This is a genomic window from Mycolicibacterium rhodesiae (assembly GCF_002086695.1).
GTDB lineage: Bacteria > Actinomycetota > Actinomycetes > Mycobacteriales > Mycobacteriaceae > Mycobacterium > Mycobacterium rhodesiae.
This window is the reverse complement of the sequence record NZ_MVIH01000005.1, coordinates 222,970-237,814: the sequence shown is the minus strand read 5'-3', so window position 1 is coordinate 237,814 and position 14,845 is coordinate 222,970. Positions and strand designations below refer to the sequence as shown.

The 14,845-nt window shown below is 67.2% G+C and carries 17 protein-coding genes; 8 read left to right on the top strand and 9 right to left on the bottom strand.

All coding sequences use genetic code 11. The features are described from left to right. Positions 1 to 24: 24 nt before the first annotated feature. Positions 25 to 939 carry an alpha/beta fold hydrolase gene (locus tag BST42_RS13430; RefSeq protein ID WP_083119682.1) on the top strand — a complete coding sequence of 305 codons (915 nt, stop codon included), beginning with the start codon at positions 25 to 27 and terminating at the stop codon, positions 937 to 939. A 67-nt stretch (positions 940 to 1,006) separates the two neighbouring features. Here BST42_RS13430 and BST42_RS13425 read toward each other — a convergent pair whose 3' ends face one another. Both BST42_RS13425 and BST42_RS13420 read right to left on the bottom strand, forming a co-directional pair. Further along, positions 1,007 to 1,483 (bottom strand): hypothetical protein, encoded by a 477-nt coding sequence (locus tag BST42_RS13425; protein ID WP_237159405.1) that lies wholly within the window; start codon positions 1,481 to 1,483, stop codon positions 1,007 to 1,009. 107 nt (positions 1,484 to 1,590) lie between these two features. Beyond that, complete coding sequence (locus tag BST42_RS13420; RefSeq protein ID WP_083119247.1) at positions 1,591 to 1,818, bottom strand: hypothetical protein; 228 nt, start codon at positions 1,816 to 1,818, stop codon at positions 1,591 to 1,593. Positions 1,819 to 2,078: 260 nt separating this feature from the next. On the opposite strand from BST42_RS13420, the gene BST42_RS13415 reads away from it, so the two are divergent. Further along, positions 2,079 to 2,336 (top strand): hypothetical protein, encoded by a 258-nt coding sequence (locus BST42_RS13415; protein ID WP_133057459.1) that lies wholly within the window; start codon positions 2,079 to 2,081, stop codon positions 2,334 to 2,336. Here BST42_RS13415 and BST42_RS13410 read toward each other — a convergent pair. Genes BST42_RS13410 through BST42_RS13400 form a run of 3 tightly spaced genes read right to left on the bottom strand, consistent with a single transcriptional unit; the run spans position 2,333 to position 4,770 of the window. Continuing rightward, positions 2,333 to 3,598: a competence/damage-inducible protein A gene (locus tag BST42_RS13410; protein WP_083119243.1), complete on the bottom strand. Its 1,266-nt coding sequence runs from the start codon at positions 3,596 to 3,598 to the stop codon at positions 2,333 to 2,335. The genes BST42_RS13415 and BST42_RS13410 overlap by 4 nt on opposite strands. Before the next feature lie 26 nt (positions 3,599 to 3,624). Then, a complete protein-coding gene (locus BST42_RS13405; protein WP_083119241.1) occupies positions 3,625 to 4,089 on the bottom strand; it encodes a hypothetical protein in 465 nt (154 codons plus the stop codon). Positions 4,090 to 4,104: 15 nt separating this feature from the next. Next, entirely contained in the window at positions 4,105 to 4,770 is a 666-nt protein-coding gene (locus BST42_RS13400; protein WP_083119240.1) for a GNAT family N-acetyltransferase, read from the bottom strand. A 204-nt stretch (positions 4,771 to 4,974) separates the two neighbouring features. On the opposite strand from BST42_RS13400, the gene BST42_RS13395 reads away from it, so the two are divergent. Together BST42_RS13395 and BST42_RS13390 are read left to right on the top strand one after the other, a co-directional pair. Then, the gene (locus BST42_RS13395; protein ID WP_237159404.1) at positions 4,975 to 7,731 is read left to right on the top strand and encodes a glycosyl hydrolase 2 galactose-binding domain-containing protein; all 2,757 of its coding nucleotides are present in this window, start codon (positions 4,975 to 4,977) and stop codon (positions 7,729 to 7,731) included. Positions 7,732 to 7,817: 86 nt separating this feature from the next. Continuing rightward, positions 7,818 to 8,714 carry a DMT family transporter gene (locus BST42_RS13390; RefSeq protein WP_083119677.1) on the top strand — a complete coding sequence of 299 codons (897 nt, stop codon included), beginning with the start codon at positions 7,818 to 7,820 and terminating at the stop codon, positions 8,712 to 8,714. Here the strand turns inward: BST42_RS13390 and BST42_RS13385 are convergent. Continuing rightward, the gene (locus BST42_RS13385; protein ID WP_083119238.1) at positions 8,711 to 9,136 is read right to left on the bottom strand and encodes a PPOX class F420-dependent oxidoreductase; all 426 of its coding nucleotides are present in this window, start codon (positions 9,134 to 9,136) and stop codon (positions 8,711 to 8,713) included. The two genes, BST42_RS13390 and BST42_RS13385, sit on opposite strands and share 4 nt — an antisense overlap. A 53-nt stretch (positions 9,137 to 9,189) precedes the next feature. Here BST42_RS13385 and BST42_RS13380 point away from each other — a divergent pair, with 53 nt between their 5' ends. Beyond that, a complete protein-coding gene (locus BST42_RS13380; RefSeq protein ID WP_083119236.1) occupies positions 9,190 to 10,020 on the top strand; it encodes an HAD family hydrolase in 831 nt (276 codons plus the stop codon). Here BST42_RS13380 and BST42_RS13375 read toward each other — a convergent pair. Further along, complete coding sequence (locus BST42_RS13375; RefSeq protein ID WP_083119233.1) at positions 10,017 to 10,760, bottom strand: glucose 1-dehydrogenase; 744 nt, start codon at positions 10,758 to 10,760, stop codon at positions 10,017 to 10,019. The genes BST42_RS13380 and BST42_RS13375 overlap by 4 nt on opposite strands. A 107-nt stretch (positions 10,761 to 10,867) precedes the next feature. On the opposite strand from BST42_RS13375, the gene BST42_RS13370 reads away from it, so the two are divergent. Next, complete coding sequence (locus BST42_RS13370; RefSeq protein ID WP_083119231.1) at positions 10,868 to 11,941, top strand: NAD(P)H-dependent amine dehydrogenase family protein; 1,074 nt, start codon at positions 10,868 to 10,870, stop codon at positions 11,939 to 11,941. A gap of 68 nt (positions 11,942 to 12,009) precedes the next feature. Further along, positions 12,010 to 12,357 (top strand): aminopeptidase, encoded by a 348-nt coding sequence (locus BST42_RS13365; protein WP_083119229.1) that lies wholly within the window; start codon positions 12,010 to 12,012, stop codon positions 12,355 to 12,357. Between the two features lie 18 nt (positions 12,358 to 12,375). Here the strand turns inward: BST42_RS13365 and BST42_RS13360 are convergent, their stop codons facing one another. Then, positions 12,376 to 12,672 carry a hypothetical protein gene (locus BST42_RS13360; protein WP_083119228.1) on the bottom strand — a complete coding sequence of 99 codons (297 nt, stop codon included), beginning with the start codon at positions 12,670 to 12,672 and terminating at the stop codon, positions 12,376 to 12,378. Positions 12,673 to 12,877: 205 nt separating this feature from the next. On the opposite strand from BST42_RS13360, the gene BST42_RS13355 reads away from it, so the two are divergent. Beyond that, complete coding sequence (locus tag BST42_RS13355; protein ID WP_083119226.1) at positions 12,878 to 14,011, top strand: nitronate monooxygenase; 1,134 nt, start codon at positions 12,878 to 12,880, stop codon at positions 14,009 to 14,011. Positions 14,012 to 14,079: 68 nt separating this feature from the next. Here BST42_RS13355 and BST42_RS13350 read toward each other — a convergent pair whose 3' ends face one another. Continuing rightward, positions 14,080 to 14,523 (bottom strand): hypothetical protein, encoded by a 444-nt coding sequence (locus BST42_RS13350; RefSeq protein WP_083119225.1) that lies wholly within the window; start codon positions 14,521 to 14,523, stop codon positions 14,080 to 14,082. Positions 14,524 to 14,845: the final 322 nt, after the last annotated feature.

Below are 14,845 nucleotides of genomic sequence, written 5' to 3'. Positions count from 1 at the left end.
GGTCCCGCGTGAGACACTGTGCCCATGGTTGTCGCTATCGCGCGTCCCAAACTGGAAGGCAATATCGCCGTCTCCGAGGACCGCCAGATCGGTTTTGCTGAGTTCGGCTGCGCCCAGGGCCGCGCCGTGTTCTGGCTGCACGGCACCCCGGGAGCTCGTCGCCAGATCCCGGTGGAAGCGCGGGTGTTCGCCGAGCAGAACGATATTCGCCTGATCGGTGTCGACCGGCCGGGGATCGGCTCCTCCACGCCGTACCAGTACGAGAACGTGTTGGCCTTCTCGAAAGACCTGGCGATCATCGCCGACACCCTCGGTGTCGACAAGATGGCCGTCGTCGGCCTGTCCGGTGGCGGCCCGTACACGCTGGGCTGCGCGACGGCGATGCCGGACCGCATCGTGGCCGCCGGTGTGCTCGGCGGGGTGGCCCCGACCGTCGGGCCGGAGGCGATTGCCGGCGGATTGATGAAAGTCGGCACGTTCGCCGCTCCGATCATCGAGGTCGCGGGGGCTCCGCTGCGCCTGGCCGCCGTCAGCTTGATCCGGTTGATCCGCCCGGTCGCCGAGCCGGCCCTGTACATCTACGCCGGCATCTCCCCCGAGGGTGACCGCAAGATGCTCGTCCGCCCGGAATTCAAGGCGATGTTCCTCGACGACCTACTCAACGGCAGCCGCAAGCAGCTGGCGGCACCGCTTGCCGACATCGTGGTGTTCGCCCGCGACTGGGGCTTCCGGCTCGACGAGGTCAAGGTGCCGATCCGGTGGTGGCACGGCGACCGCGACCACATCGTGCCGTTCGCCCACGGGCAGCATGTGGTGTCCAAGCTGCCCGACGCCGAGCTCTACACACTCTCCGGCGAGAGCCACCTGGCCGGCCTGGGACGGGCCGAAGACATCCTGCGCACCATGCTCGATCTGTGGGACCGCGACGAAAAGTCCTGACCGACAAGCCAATCCAACGAAAACCCGCGTCGCCCGGGTAGATCCGGTGCGACGCGGGTTGTCGTGGTCACGCGCCGAGTTGGCTCTTGATCAACGCGTCCTGCTTCTGGCCGAAGTCGATCACCAGATCGTTGGGCGCCGGGTCGGCGACCGGGCCGGAGAACTCCAGCGACGACGCGGCATTGCCCTCGGTGAAGTACAGGACACTCAGCGATCGGGTGCCGTCCGGTGAGGTCCCGGTGATCAGCTTTCCGCCCTGCCCGACCGGCGCGGCCACCGACTTCTGGTTCGCGACGGGCGTAGCGGCCTGCGCGGAACTGATTGCACCGGCGGCCGCGGCCGGGTCGGCCAGCACCCACACGGTGTCGGTGATCGTGCGTCCGTCGCGGTGGGTGTACACCGTCATGGCGCCGGGCTGGCCGCCGGGATTGAGGGTCGGCGGTGCCGCCGTGTAAGCCAGCGAGTCGGTCACCACATTTGGATCGATCAGCAGGACGGTGTAATCACCAGGGTCGGCCGATGCCACACCGACGCCGAGCGTCATACCCGCCGATAACACCGCGGCGGTCAAGCCGCCAATACAACGAGAGTTCATATTCGAAGACTTCCGTTCAGAAAGGGATTGGATACCGGGTTATTGCGAGCAGTCGATCAGCAGGGGTAGCAGCCCCAGCCACGCCAGCCGTCGCGCCAGAAAAAGCCTGCGCCACAACCCATATTTCCGGTCCCGCCCTGGCAATCGAGCGCCGTGATAATCGGTGAATGCCCCGGACCGGACGGCGTCGCATTGTTCGTCGATGCCGCATTGGCGGTGACTGCGCCGGCCAGAGAACCGGCGATCATTCCTGCCGTGGCAACACCCAAGATAAATTTTTTCATCAAGGTTCTCCCCCCATTAGGGTCGCGCTGAATTGGACCGTCTCACGGTACGTGAGCAATTACGTCAATCGCGGTGATTTCGGCGGGTTCGTCAATCGGCCATTGCGGCCGAACTGACCCACGCTTATGCCCAATGCCCCTGTCGGTGTGGGCCAGAAGGCCCTGTCGATAAACAACACCGCCCGTCAAGATGACGTGAGCAAGGGGTTCACCGGTGTATTGACGGATAAGTCAGCGCGCCGCCCGTGAAAGGTGCAGAAATGAATGACGTTCTCACAGAACGCAATTACGCCTGGCGGATGATTCGGGCCGCGCGGATTTCGCACGCCGACGGGGCGAACGTCGACGCCGCCGAAAACCGCCGCATCGACATCGAATTGCTGCTCGGCGAAGCACTCGACGCCGGCTTGGGCCGCACCGAGATCATCGTCGAACTGGCCGACCTCGCGGCACGCATGCATGCGCTGTGCAATCCCGACGAGCTCGTCGTCGCCGACGCCGAAGGCTGTCTGGCTTAGGACAATCCGAGCAGCGCCCGCCGCAGCATGTGCATCGCCACGGTGGTGGACCGCTCACGGATGTCGGCGCGGTCGCCGGGCAGCCGAACCGACCGGCTCACCGTCGTGCCGTCGCCCAGCATCACGCAGAACCAAACGGTGCCCACCGGCTTGTCCTCGGTGCCACCACCCGGTCCGGCGATACCGGTGATCGCGACCGCGGTGTCGGCGCCGAAGCGGCGCAACGCGCCCGCCGCCATCGCTTCGGCCACCTCCTGGGAGACCGCGCCGAACTGCTCGATGAGCGCGGGTTCGACGTCGAGCACATCGGCCTTGGCCGAATTGGCATAGGCCACCACCGCGCCCGCGACATAGGCCGACGAGCCGGCCCGTTCAGTCAGGCGGGCCGCCAGCAGCCCGCCGGTGCAGGACTCCGCTGTCGCGATGCGCCGCCCCGCCAGGAGACCGGCGACCTGATCGTCAACGAGCGAACCGTCTTCGGAGAACAGTGTGTCCCCATGCCGGCTGCGGATCAGATCCATCAGTCGCGTGTAGGCCGGCGCGCTCTGCGGCTCGTAGCGCGTGACCATCTCCACTTCGCCGCGGCGTAGGCAGGTGGTGATCTCCAGATCACCGAATCCCGGCAGGCTCTCGGCTTCTCGCAATGTCTCGGCCAAGCTCGACTCGGCCAGCCCGAACATCCGGACGGTGTCCTGGCGGTAGACGGTCCGCCCGGCGATGGCCTGCTGGAAGGCCTCGTCCGCGACGGCGGCCGGCCACATCGCCTGAAGTTCGCGCGGCGGGCCGGGCAGTACCAGTACCGTCGGCGAACCGGCTACCACGACACCGGGCGCCGTACCGACCGGGTCGAGGACGTGGGCGCCCACCGGCACCATCGCCTGTTTGCGGTTGGCCGCGAGCACCGCGTCGAAGTCGACGCCGGTGAACCGGGCCATCAGATGCTGGAGGATCGCCGCGATCTTGGCTTCCAGCTCCGTGTCGAGAACCAGCTCGCGATCGCAGAAACGCGCCACCACTTCCACCGTCATGTCGTCGGCCGTCGGGCCCAGCCCGCCGGAGGTGACGATCAGGTCGACACCCTCGGCGGCGAGGAACCGCAGCTGCGCCTCGATGTCGGCGGGACGGTCACCGCAGATCGTGATGTGGGCCAGTTCGACGCCCAACTCCAACAGCCGGTCGGCCACCCACGGACCGTTGCGATCCGCGACGCGTCCGGTGAGGACTTCGGTGCCGGTGACCACGATTCCCGCGCGCACGCTCATACCGAGCGAGATTACGCAGAGGCAGATCAGGCCACGGGATCGGGCGTGCGCCCGGTGGCCTCGCCGATGGCGGCCAACCAGGCCTGGGTGTCGCTGACGTAGAAGCCGATCTCGCCACCGGCGGTGCGCACCACCAGATGCGTCCAGCCGCCGGCCACGCTGCCCTTGAAGACCTTCGCCAGCCGGAGCCCGGTGATGGAGGCCAGCGGGATGCTGATCGTGGTGCCGGTCAGGGTGAGGAACACCAGGCGCCGCCGGGTCAGCGCGATGCGACCGTTGTTCTTCACCGCCGGGTAAGCCGGTGCGGTGGCACCCCGGTAATTACCCTTCTCCCACGGCCGGATCACCGTCTCCGCCGCGAGCTCGCTGTCCAATTGCCCTGCGGCCGCGCGGTACTTGCCGCGGTAGATCAGCACGATCACTCCGGCGATGAGTCCGAGCACCACCAGGATGCCGACCACCAGCAGAACGACCTGTACGGCGACGTTCATCTCTGCCGCCCAGGCTCAACGCGGCGCAGCGCCGGGGGCCCGGACCACCAGCGGCACGGCGGGGAATGCCGCCGCCATCTCCGAGCGGCATTTGCGCAGCGCGGCGGTGCCGTACCCCTTCTTGCGGTGATCGGGGTGGATCCAGATCCGCACGTTGACCTCACCGCCGACCAGCTCACCGAACACCAGGCCGACCTTCTCGTCGCCGTCGAGAGCGACAAACCACGCCGCCTCCTCGGCGGTCAAACGGCTTCGCGCCGAACGGATTTCGTCGTCCACAAGCCCCGCGGGCGCGCCCGAACCGTCACCGGCCGCACCGACCTCCTGGGTGCGGGTGGCGAAGATGTCACGATCGGATTCGTCGGCGAATGGGCGCAGCTGCAGGCTCTCGTCGGTGCTGGCAGGCCGCTCGCCGAGGGTGAAGGACAGCTGGCTGTTCAGATCTCGCAGTTCGGCGGCGATGCGGTCCCGCGACTCTCTGGTCACCTGCTCGAAGGACAGTCCCAGCACGGCCTCGGTACCCCGGCGCGAGGTGCCGAGCAGTTCGGTGATGGCGGTGATCGCGGAGTCCCGGTTGTCGGAGGCGACGATGGCGTCGATCACTTCGTGGCGGCGCTCGAGCGCGGTGAGCAGAGCATCGGCGATCTCACGGCGGGCCGCTGCGCGGTCTTGGTCGGTCATGGCCCCAGCGTAGATCCGCCCGCCCGAGTTCGGCGGCGCTGTGCCGAACTCCGGCGACTAACCTGGACGGGGGTCATCGTGCGCTGTTGCACACAAACCAGATACGGCGTTTGCGCCACTGCTCTGCCAAGATGAACGCGCGGCTGATAAACGGTTGCGCGGGGGTGTCCTGTCGCGGATCTCGAGTTGAGGAGTTTGGAGACGGTGGCGAAGACCCTCGGCACGCTCTCCGTCTTGCTGCTCCTGCTGCTGTGCGCCGGTGATCTTCGCGTGTTCAGCGGCCCACAACCGCGGCCCGCCCAGGACATCGAGCTGTCCGACGGCTGGCGCCTCACCTCGGCGCAGAGCGTGGGCGCCGACGGCGCGGCCATCTCGGCCACCACCTACGACGCCGCAGCCTGGCATCCGGTGCGCCGGATGCCGGCCACCGTCCTGGAGACCCTGCAGGACGACGGCACGTACCCGAACCTCTACTACGGCAAGAACCTGCTCCAGGACGTCCCGCAAGACCTCTACGAGCAGGACTGGTGGTATCGCACGACGTTCAACGCGCCTGCCGATTACCCCACCTACGTGCTGGACTTCCCCGGCATCAACTACCGCGCCGAAGTGTGGCTCAACGGCCGTCGCGTCGCCGACAACAGGCAGGTCGTCGGCATGTACAACGACCACGAACTCGACGTCACGCGGTGGATCAGGCAGGGCCAACCGAACACCCTCGCCGTCAAGGTCACCCCGGAACGGGCCATCCAGGACGTCAACGGCGTCGAACTCGCCGACAGCTGGTACGACTGGATCAACTGGCGCTACCTGGGCTATCAGGGCCCGGACAAGAACGCGGCCAACGGTAACTCCTTTGTGCCCGACCGCAACGCAGGCATCTGGAAACCGGTGTACCTCAAGACATCCGGGCGGGTGTCGATCGGCGACGCCACGGTCAACACCCAACTCCCACTGCCGGACACCGACAGTGCGCGGCTGACGGTGTACGCACCGCTGAAGAACTATTCGACCCAGAAAGTACGCGGCCTGCTGCGCGCCACGATCACCCGCGACGGCAAGGCGCCCATCCACGTCGACGAGCCGGTCACGCTGATGCCCGGCGAGGAGCGTGAAGTCACGCTGAGCCCCGAGAAGTTCGCGGCGCTGACCGTCGAGCACCCGGATCTGTGGTGGCCGTACACGATGGGCAGGCCCGACCTGTACGACCTGAAGCTGGAGTTCGTCCAGAACGGTCAGGCGACCGAGGTGGCCACGCAGAAGTTCGGTATCCGCACCATCACCCAGGGCCGCGACTCCGACGACTCGTTCGCCGAGCTGGGCACCGGCGGCAATTTCTATCTGCAGGTGAACGGCAAGAACTTCCTGGTCCGCGGTGCCACCTACACGCCCGACCTGCTCTACAAGTACGACCCGGAGCGCGACGCCGCGATCCTGGGCTACGTCAAGGACCTCGGCCTGAACATGCTGCGGCTGGAGTCCAAGATCTCGTCGCAGCGCTTCGTCGAGCAGGCCGACGAGCTGGGCATCCCGCTGATGTACGGCTGGATGTGCTGCAACCAGTGGGAGAAGTGGCAGCAGTGGGATGACGAGGATCGTCGCGTCTCGCAGGACAGCATGCGCTCGCAGATCGAGATGCTGCGCTCGCACGCCTCGGTGTTCGTGTGGGCCAACGGCAGCGACGGCCGCCCGCCGGCCGATGTGCTGACCGAGTACCACCAGATCCTGTCCGATCTGCATTGGCAGAACGCCACCGTCGACACGGTGTCGTCGCTGAACCGGGACGCTGACGGAAAGCAGCTGTGGGACGGCATCCAGATGGCCGGGCCCTACACGTGGCGGCCGCCGTCGTACTGGTTCGCAGGCCAATACGGTGCGGCCCGCGGCTCGTCGGCCGAACAGGGCGACAACGAGCACATCCCGCCGTTTGCGAGCCTGCAGAAGTTCATCCCGCCCGACAAGCTCTGGCCCATCAACGACACCTGGTTCTTCCACGCCGGGTCGGACCCACAAAACTCGCGGCTGGCCAACGTCCAGCGTGTCATCGACCGCCGCTACGGGCCGTCCACCAACGCCCGGATGTTCGCCGCCAAGGCGCAGCTGGCCCACTATGAGGCCACCCGCGCGCAGTTCGAATCGTTCGCGGCCAACGGCTGGGACGGGCACAAGATGACGATCTACTGGATGCTCAACAGCCACTGGCCGTCGTTCTTCGGCAACATCTTCGACTACTACCTGCGCCCGGGCGGCGCCTACTACGGCGCGAAGAAGGGACTGCAGCCGCTGTCGGTGGTGTTCGACTCCTACGCCACCGGCAACCACCGTCAGGCCAGGGTGTTCGTGGTGAACCAAACCCCGGACACCCATCAGAACCTGCGCGTCCGGGTCCGCGTGTACGGCCTCAACGGCGCGCTGCGCGACGAGCGGGCCGCCGACGACATCGCCGTCGACCCGGGCGGCTCGGTGCAGGCGATGACGCTGCCGCCGGGTCCGGCCGACTCCCCGGTGTTCTTCGTCCGCTGCGAGTTGCTCGACGCGGACGGCAAGGTGGTTGCCAACAACGTGTACTGGCAGTCCCGGCAAGCCGATGACGTCGGTCCGCCTGCCAACGACGCGGCGTTCAACTCCAACCAGGTCAGCTGGGCCGACATGACCGCGCTCAACACGATGCCGAAGGTGCCGCTGGATGTCACTGCGACCGGCGGCGACGATGCCGGCCGCGACGTCACGATCAGCCTGCACAACCCGACGCCGCAGATCGCGTTCTTCGAACGCGCCGAACTCCTGACCGGGCCGCTCGCCGACGAGATCCTGCCCATCCAGTACGACGACAACTACGTGACGGTGTTCCCCGGCGAGACCGTCCAGATCAAGGGGCGGGTTCCCGGGTCGGGTCCCGCCCCGGCGTGGGTCAGGGTCACCGGGTACAACAGCACACCGGTGGTCGTGCAGGTTCGCTGACACACGCGACGTCGCTGACGTCGGCCGATCCGCGGGTGCCCTACATTCGGTGATGCGTCGCCGGACAACCAGTGAAGGAACGGATATTGCTGCAGCACGCGATCGTCGTGGCAGCCGCCCTTGCCGGTGCGGTGTTCGCGGCCATCGGCATCGTGGTTCGTCAGCGGGCCACCATGGACGTCCCCCGCGACCAGGGAGTCAGCACCGTGATGGTGTCGACGCTGCTGCGCCGCCGGCTTTGGTGGGCAGGCACCGCATCCGCGGTCACCGGGTATGCGTTCCAGGCGGTCGCGCTGGCCTACGGCTCGCTGCTGCTGGTCGCGCCGCTCATGGTGTCCGCGTTGCTGTTCGCGCTGCCGCTGAGCGCGCGGCTGGCGCACCGCCGGGTGTCCCGCGGCGAGTGGGGCTGGGCGACACTGCTCACGCTCGCGTTGGCGGTGTTCGTCTCGCTGGCCCGCACCAAGCCCGGCGATTACGACGGCGCGACGTTGCCGGCGGTGGTGGTGGCCGGGGTCAGCCTGCTGTTCGTGGCCGGCTGTCTGCTGGTGGCGGTGCGGCTCTCGGACTGGCGTCGGGCGATCCTGCTTGCGGTCGGTGTCGGTGTTCTGTTCGGTGTGGTGGCGGTCCTCACGAAGCTCGTCATGCACGCCGTGCGCGAGGGCGACATGGGGCGGTTGTTCACCTCGCCGGTGCTGTACGTGGTGATCGTCGTCGGCGTCGTGGCCACCCTGCTGCAACAGTCGGCCTTTCACGCCGGGTCGCTGCGGGCCTCGGTCCCGGCGATGTTGGTGCTCGAACCGGTGATCGCCGTGCTGATCGGTGAGGTGGTGCTCGGCGAGCACCTCGCGGTCACCAAGCCGGTGGCCGTCGTTCTGGCCATCGCCGTCGCCGCCATGGCCGCGGCCACGATCGCACTCGGACGCGATGAGGGCGCCTGGGAAGAGGAGCTCGAAGCGGCGGCCAAGACCCGACAGGACGGTTAGTTCGCCCAGGGGCCGATGCCGCCGACGGCGTCGATCCGGATCCGGGTCAGGTATCCCGGCGGGGCGTCGTCAGGTGGGAACACCACGTTGTCGTCGGTGATCATCACCGCGGCGAGGTCCCGTAGAACCTCGGGCGCACCGCCTTCCACGATGCGTGCGGTGCCGGTGACCGACAGGTACGGGCGCATGACGGCGCCCGGCTCGCTCGAGACGATGGTGAGAGCAACACGTCCGTCGCGGCGGACGTTGCGGACCTTCTTGTGCTCGGACAGGTGGGCTGTCACCAGCTCGTCACCGTCCTCACCGGGCTGCACCGCCACCCACACCAGAGACACCTGAGGGCTGCCGTCCGGGTTGATGGTGACCAGTGTGGCATCGGCACCCGAGCCGATCAGAGCGCGCGCCGCATCATTGAGCTTCATGTGGCGTGCAACACCGTACGGACCGAGGCATTCCCTCGCATCGGCATGATGGTGTGGTGACACTGTCATCGGATCCGCTCGCGCAGATCGCCGGAAGCCCGCCGGGTCCGACGGTCGGCGCGTTCTTCGACCTGGACGGCACCCTGGTCGCCGGTTTCACCGCGACCGCGCACGCCAGCGACCGGGTCCGCCGAGGACAGGCCCGGATCGGCGAGGTGCTCGGGGTGATCGAGGCCTCGCTGCGGTACAAGCTCGGCCGCATGCAGTTCGAGCGGCTGCTGAATCGCGCCGCGGGGTACCTGCGCGGCGAGTCCCTGGCCGACCTCGACCAGATCGGTGAGCGGCTCTACGCGGAACAGATCGCCGCGCGGGTCTATCCGTTGATGCGCGAGATCGTCGCCGCCCACCGCGCGCGGGGACACACGATCGTGTTGAGCTCGTCGGCCCTGACCATCCACGCCGAGCCGGTGGCACGCGCGCTGGGCATCGACGACGTCATCTGCAACACCTTCGAGCTGGACGACGCCGGTCGCCTGACCGGGAACATCGCCAAGCCGATCGTCTGGGGAAGGCAGAAAGCCGCTGCGGTGCAACGGTTTTGCGACGACAACAAGGTCGACCTGGCCGGCAGCTACTTCTATGCCGACGGCGACGAGGACGCTGCCCTGATGCGGCTGGTCGGCCATCCCCGTCCGGTGAACCCGCGGCCGGGCCTGGCCGCGAAGGCCGCGGCGAGCGACTGGCCGGTGCTGCGCCTGTCGATCCCCGGTCGCCGCAGCGGTGCGGCCAATGCGATCGGCCACTTCCCCGCGTTGGGACGGGCCGCGCTGGGCGCGGCGTTCAGCTCCCTGGCGTTGCGGACCCGCCGAAGCCCTCGAGATTAGGGCAGCGCGCGGTGCGGGACGTCGGTGATCAGACCGCCGTCGACGACATACTCGGAACCCGTGGAGAACGACGACTCGTCGCTGGCGAGGAACACGATGAACGTAGCGACCTCTTCGGGCTTGCCGGGCCGCCCGAGCGGGGCGCCCACCATGTCGTCGGGAAAGTGCTTGGTCATTGGCGTGCGGATGAAGCCCGGGTGCACGGAGTTGACCCGGATGTTGTCCGACGCCAGTTCCAGCGCAGCCGATTTCGTCAGGCCGCGCAGGCCCCACTTGGACGCCACATAGCTGTGCACCCACGACGCGCCGCGCATGCCCTCGATGGACGACACGTTGATGATCGAGCCGCCACCGGACTCCTTCATCGACGGCAGGACGGCTTGGATACCCAGCAGCGCTCCGGTCAGGTTGACGTCGAGGACCTTCTTCCACCGCTCAACGTCGAGCGACTTCAGCGGCGCGACCTGGACGATGCCCGCGTTGTTCACCAGCACGTTGACCTTGCCGAACTCGGCAATCGCGAGCTCGACGGCGGCCTTCCACTGATCGGCTTCGGTGACGTCGAGGTGCACGTAGCGGGCGGCGTCACCGAGTTCGTCGGCGAGTTCCTTGCCCTTGTCGTCGAGGATGTCCCCGATCACGACCTTGGCGCCTTCGGCGACCAGCATCCGCGCGTCGGCGGCGCCCATCCCCTGTGCGCCACCAGTGATGATGGCTACTTTGTCGTCTACGCGTCCCATGAGCCGACAGGCTACCGGTAGCTTTCGCGGCGAGGTAGAACCTGTTCCAGTTTCGGCGCCGAATGCGCATACTGAACGCACCGCAGACCCCAGCATGAGGAGAACTTATGGCCATCCGCGTTGCCCACATCGGCACCGGAAACGTCGGTCGGATGGCGCTATCCGAGCTGATCGAAAATCCAGGGTTCGAGCTCACCGGGCTGTGCGTGTCCGCCGACGAGAAGGTGGGCAAGGACGCGGGTGAATTGGCCGGCCTCGATGTGAAGACCGGAATCCTGGCGACCAAAGACCTCGACGCGGTCTTGGCGACCGAACCCGAGTGTGCGGTTTACTGCGCGATGGGCGACACCCGCATGCCCGAGGCCATGGAGGATGTCCGCAAGATCCTGGCCGCCGGCATCAACGTCGTCGGATCATCGCCCGGGTTGCTGCAGTACCCCTGGGGCGTGATGCCCGACAAGTACATCCAGAGAGTGGAAGACGCGGCCCGACAAGGCAATTCGAGCCTGTTCATCAGCGGTGTCGACCCGGGCTTCGTCAACGATCTGATCCCGCTCGCGCTGGCCAGCACCTGTCAGCGCATCGAGCAGGTGCGATGCATGGAGATCCACGATTACGCGTCCTACGACGGCGCAGAAGTCATGCACTACATGGGTTTTGCCCGCTCCATGGACGAGATCCCGATGCTGCTGCAGCCCGGAGTGCTCAGCATCGCCTGGGGCACCGCGATCCGGCAGCTGGCCGCCGGCCTGGGCATCGAGGTCGACGAGATCACCGAGTCGTACCAACGCGAACCCGCGCCAGAGGATTTCGACATCGCGGTCGGTCATGTCGCCAAGGGCACCCTGGCCGTCCTGCAGTTCGAGATCCGCGGAATGGTCAACGGCCACCCCGCGATCGTCATCGAGCACATCACCCGGTTGCGCCCCGATCTGCGTCCGGATTTGCCACAGCCCGCAGCTGGCGGCGGCTCGTACCGCATCGAAATCACCGGTGAGCCTTCGTACGCGGTGGACATCGTCCCGAGCAGCAGTTACGGCGACCACAACCAGGCCGCGATCGCCGGCGCCGCCGGCCGCATCGTCAACGCCATCCCTGCGGTGATCGCCGCCCCGCCCGGCATCCGCACCACGCTGAACCTGCCGCTGGTGTCCGAGGTGGAGTTGTTCGCCAAGCCCTAGGTCCGTTTGACCGAGACGTCGCCGGGGTAGACCCCGCACCGATTCGACGGGTGCGTAAGGAGACTTTCATGTCGGTGCGTCGTTTGGTTCTGCTGGTGGGTGCGGTGCTGCTGATCGCCGGTGTCATTGCGATGCTGGTGCCGGTGTCGACCCCGGACGGCAACGGCGGCAGCATCGGCTGCGGCAACGCCATATCGGCCGACCTGTCGTCGGCACGTGCGGCCAACGACAAGAACGTCGTCGCCAATGTCCCGATCTTGAACCAACTCGTCCCGCACACCGACTTCGTGGCGCAGTGCCAGTCGTCGGTGTCGCAGCGGCGGTCCTGGTCGATTCCGCTGGCGGTGATCGGCCTGTTGGTGGCCGGGGGCTCGCTGCTGGTCAGCAGCCGACGAGGAGTCGGCTCGACGAGCTAGCCGACGAGGCATCAAGACCTAGGGCCGGTAGCCCGGAACGATCAGCGTGCCTGGGTAATTCACGTAATACGACAGGCAGATCGGGCTGTGCCGGCAGGCGATGATCGCTCCGGCGTCGGGCGCAGCGCCGATGGTGTGATTGCCCCGCGGCGGCAGACCGCAGTTCACCACGTAGGGGTTGAGCGGTACGACGCCGTTGGTGCAATCGGGGCCGGTTTCGGCGGCGGCAGTGCCGGCGGGCGCCAGGGCCGCGGCCAGGGCGGCGGCGATGCCGAGCAGCGCGACGCGCCGCATGCGAAGTGTCGAGACAACCATGGCTAACACCCTCTCGCCGACGATGAGCCGACACCGCCAACGGTACTCCGCCGTGCGCTACTTCACGGGCTCTCGCAGGGGTGATTGCGCCAATAGGCATTCGTTCGCGGATCGATGGCGGATACCTGCAACTGGCACATCGGGCGCGTACTAAACTAGAACACGTTTCAGTCTGCTTACGCCCCACGCTTGAAGGAGCCGGTCCATGCGCACTCCCCTCTGCGACGACCTCGATATCGAATATCCGATCTTCGCGTTCACCCACTGTCGCGACGTGGTCGTCGCCGTCAGCAAGGCCGGCGGCTTCGGCGTGCTCGGCGCGGTCGGATTCTCCCCCGAACAGCTCGAGATCGAGCTCAAGTGGATCGACGAGAACATCGGCGACCACACCTACGGCGTCGACATCGTGATCCCCAACAAGTACGAGGGGATGGACTCCACGGACCTGTCCCCCGAGGTGTTGAAGAAAACGCTGAACGACCTTGTGCCGCAGGAGCACATCGACTTCGCCAAGAAGGTTCTCGCCGATCACGGCGTGCCGGTCGAGCACAGCGACGACGACGCCATGGGCCTGCTGGGCTGGACCGAGGCGACCGCGACGCCGCAGGTCGAGGTCGCGCTCAAGCATCCCAAGTGCACGCTGATCGCCAACGCGCTCGGCACCCCGCCTGCCGAGATGATCAAGCACATCCACGCCGAGGGCCGCAAGGTCGCCGCGCTGTGCGGGTCGCCGTCGCAGGCCAAGAAGCACGCCGAGGCCGGCGTTGACATCATCATCGCCCAGGGCGGCGAGGCCGGTGGGCACTGCGGCGAGATCGGTTCCATCGTGTTGTGGCCGCAGGTCGTCAAGGCGGTGGCGCCGGTGCCGGTGCTGGCCGCCGGCGGTATCGGCAGCGGCCAGCAGATCGCCGCGGCGCTGGCGCTCGGCGCCCAGGGGGCGTGGACCGGTTCGCAGTGGGTCATGGTCGAGGAGTCCGAGCACACCGACGTGCAGCACGCTGCGTACGCGAAGGCCGAAAGTCGCGACACCGTGCGCAGCCGGTCGTTCACCGGCAAGCCCGCCCGCATGCTGCGCAACGACTGGACCGAGGCGTGGGAGAAGGACGGCAACCCCAAGCCGCTCGGAATGCCGTTGCAGTACATGGTTTCCGGCATGGCCGTGGCCGCCACGCACAAGTACCCCAATGAGAGCGTCAACGTCGCGTTCAACCCGATCGGACAGGTCGTCGGTCAGTTCACCAAGGTCGAGAAGACCGCCACGGTGATCGAGCGCTGGGTGCAGGAGTACCTGGAGGCCACCACCCGGCTTGACGAGCTGAACGAAGCGGCGTCCGTCTGACCCGTACTCACAACGCAATCAGGGCGAGCGATCTTCGTGATCTCTCGCCCTGATTGCGTTGTGGCCGATCAGCTGGCCGGGTAGAAGTCGTTCCCGTTGCCCCAGTCGCCGGAATGCATCGATCCGGGCTGCCAGCCCTGAGCGCCCAGGCAGAGCATGGGCAGGCCGTCGGGCGACTGCGCCGCGGCCTGTGAACCTGGGCACGGCGAGCCGACGGCCTGCACACCGTAGATCTTGGGCGAGAGCACCCAGAAGCCCACGCCCTCCGGCGGGCGGTCCATCCCGATCGGCGACTGTCCGGGAATCCAGCGGCAGAGCAGCGGCTCGCCACCGGGCCCGCGGCCGAACGCGAACCGGTCCCACTGATAGCACGGGGCGCTCAGATAGGCCTCGTAGCTCATGCCGGGCGGGTCACCCGGGAACGGGCCGTGGGGCTCATCGGCGGCGGCGCCTGGTGCCACGGCCAGCGCCGCTCCGGCGACGGCTGCTGCGATGACGAATTCGCGGAGCATCTATCCACCCTCTAGGTCTCTTCCCGCAGGGCCCCTTGCCCCCCGGCAACCCTCTCGCGTGAGCCTAACTGCTGTTGCGGGTGTGTCTGCGGTGAACTCGGAAAGGCGCGTGAGTCCCTGCCAGAACGCACCGGCAGCAGACTTTGCTCTGGTTGACTGCTCGGAACGCACCGAAGCTTGCTAAGCTGCCCGGCGATTACGTCGTCGGGGGTGGAGAAGGCGACGGGAGAACCAGTGGGTGAAGCGTGCGGCACCGGGACGGTTGCTGTCGAAGGTCGAGACGTCCTGTCCGGGCCTAAAATCGTGCTGACGGTCCGACCCT

Coding starts and splice junctions, on each gene's coding strand:
- BST42_RS13430 (WP_083119682.1), top strand. CDS start 25: ATGGTTGTCGCTATCGCGCGTCCCAAACTGGAAGGCAATATCGCCGTC.
- BST42_RS13425 (WP_237159405.1), bottom strand. CDS start 1,483: ATGACGCTCGGCGTCGGTGTGGCATCGGCCGACCCTGGTGATTACACC.
- BST42_RS13420 (WP_083119247.1), bottom strand. CDS start 1,818: ATGAAAAAATTTATCTTGGGTGTTGCCACGGCAGGAATGATCGCCGGT.
- BST42_RS13415 (WP_133057459.1), top strand. CDS start 2,079: ATGAATGACGTTCTCACAGAACGCAATTACGCCTGGCGGATGATTCGG.
- BST42_RS13410 (WP_083119243.1), bottom strand. CDS start 3,598: ATGAGCGTGCGCGCGGGAATCGTGGTCACCGGCACCGAAGTCCTCACC.
- BST42_RS13405 (WP_083119241.1), bottom strand. CDS start 4,089: ATGAACGTCGCCGTACAGGTCGTTCTGCTGGTGGTCGGCATCCTGGTG.
- BST42_RS13400 (WP_083119240.1), bottom strand. CDS start 4,770: ATGACCGACCAAGACCGCGCAGCGGCCCGCCGTGAGATCGCCGATGCT.
- BST42_RS13385 (WP_083119238.1), bottom strand. CDS start 9,136: ATGAAGCTCAATGATGCGGCGCGCGCTCTGATCGGCTCGGGTGCCGAT.
- BST42_RS13375 (WP_083119233.1), bottom strand. CDS start 10,760: ATGGGACGCGTAGACGACAAAGTAGCCATCATCACTGGTGGCGCACAG.
- BST42_RS13370 (WP_083119231.1), top strand. CDS start 10,868: ATGGCCATCCGCGTTGCCCACATCGGCACCGGAAACGTCGGTCGGATG.
- BST42_RS13365 (WP_083119229.1), top strand. CDS start 12,010: ATGTCGGTGCGTCGTTTGGTTCTGCTGGTGGGTGCGGTGCTGCTGATC.
- BST42_RS13360 (WP_083119228.1), bottom strand. CDS start 12,672: ATGGTTGTCTCGACACTTCGCATGCGGCGCGTCGCGCTGCTCGGCATC.
- BST42_RS13355 (WP_083119226.1), top strand. CDS start 12,878: ATGCGCACTCCCCTCTGCGACGACCTCGATATCGAATATCCGATCTTC.
- BST42_RS13350 (WP_083119225.1), bottom strand. CDS start 14,523: ATGCTCCGCGAATTCGTCATCGCAGCAGCCGTCGCCGGAGCGGCGCTG.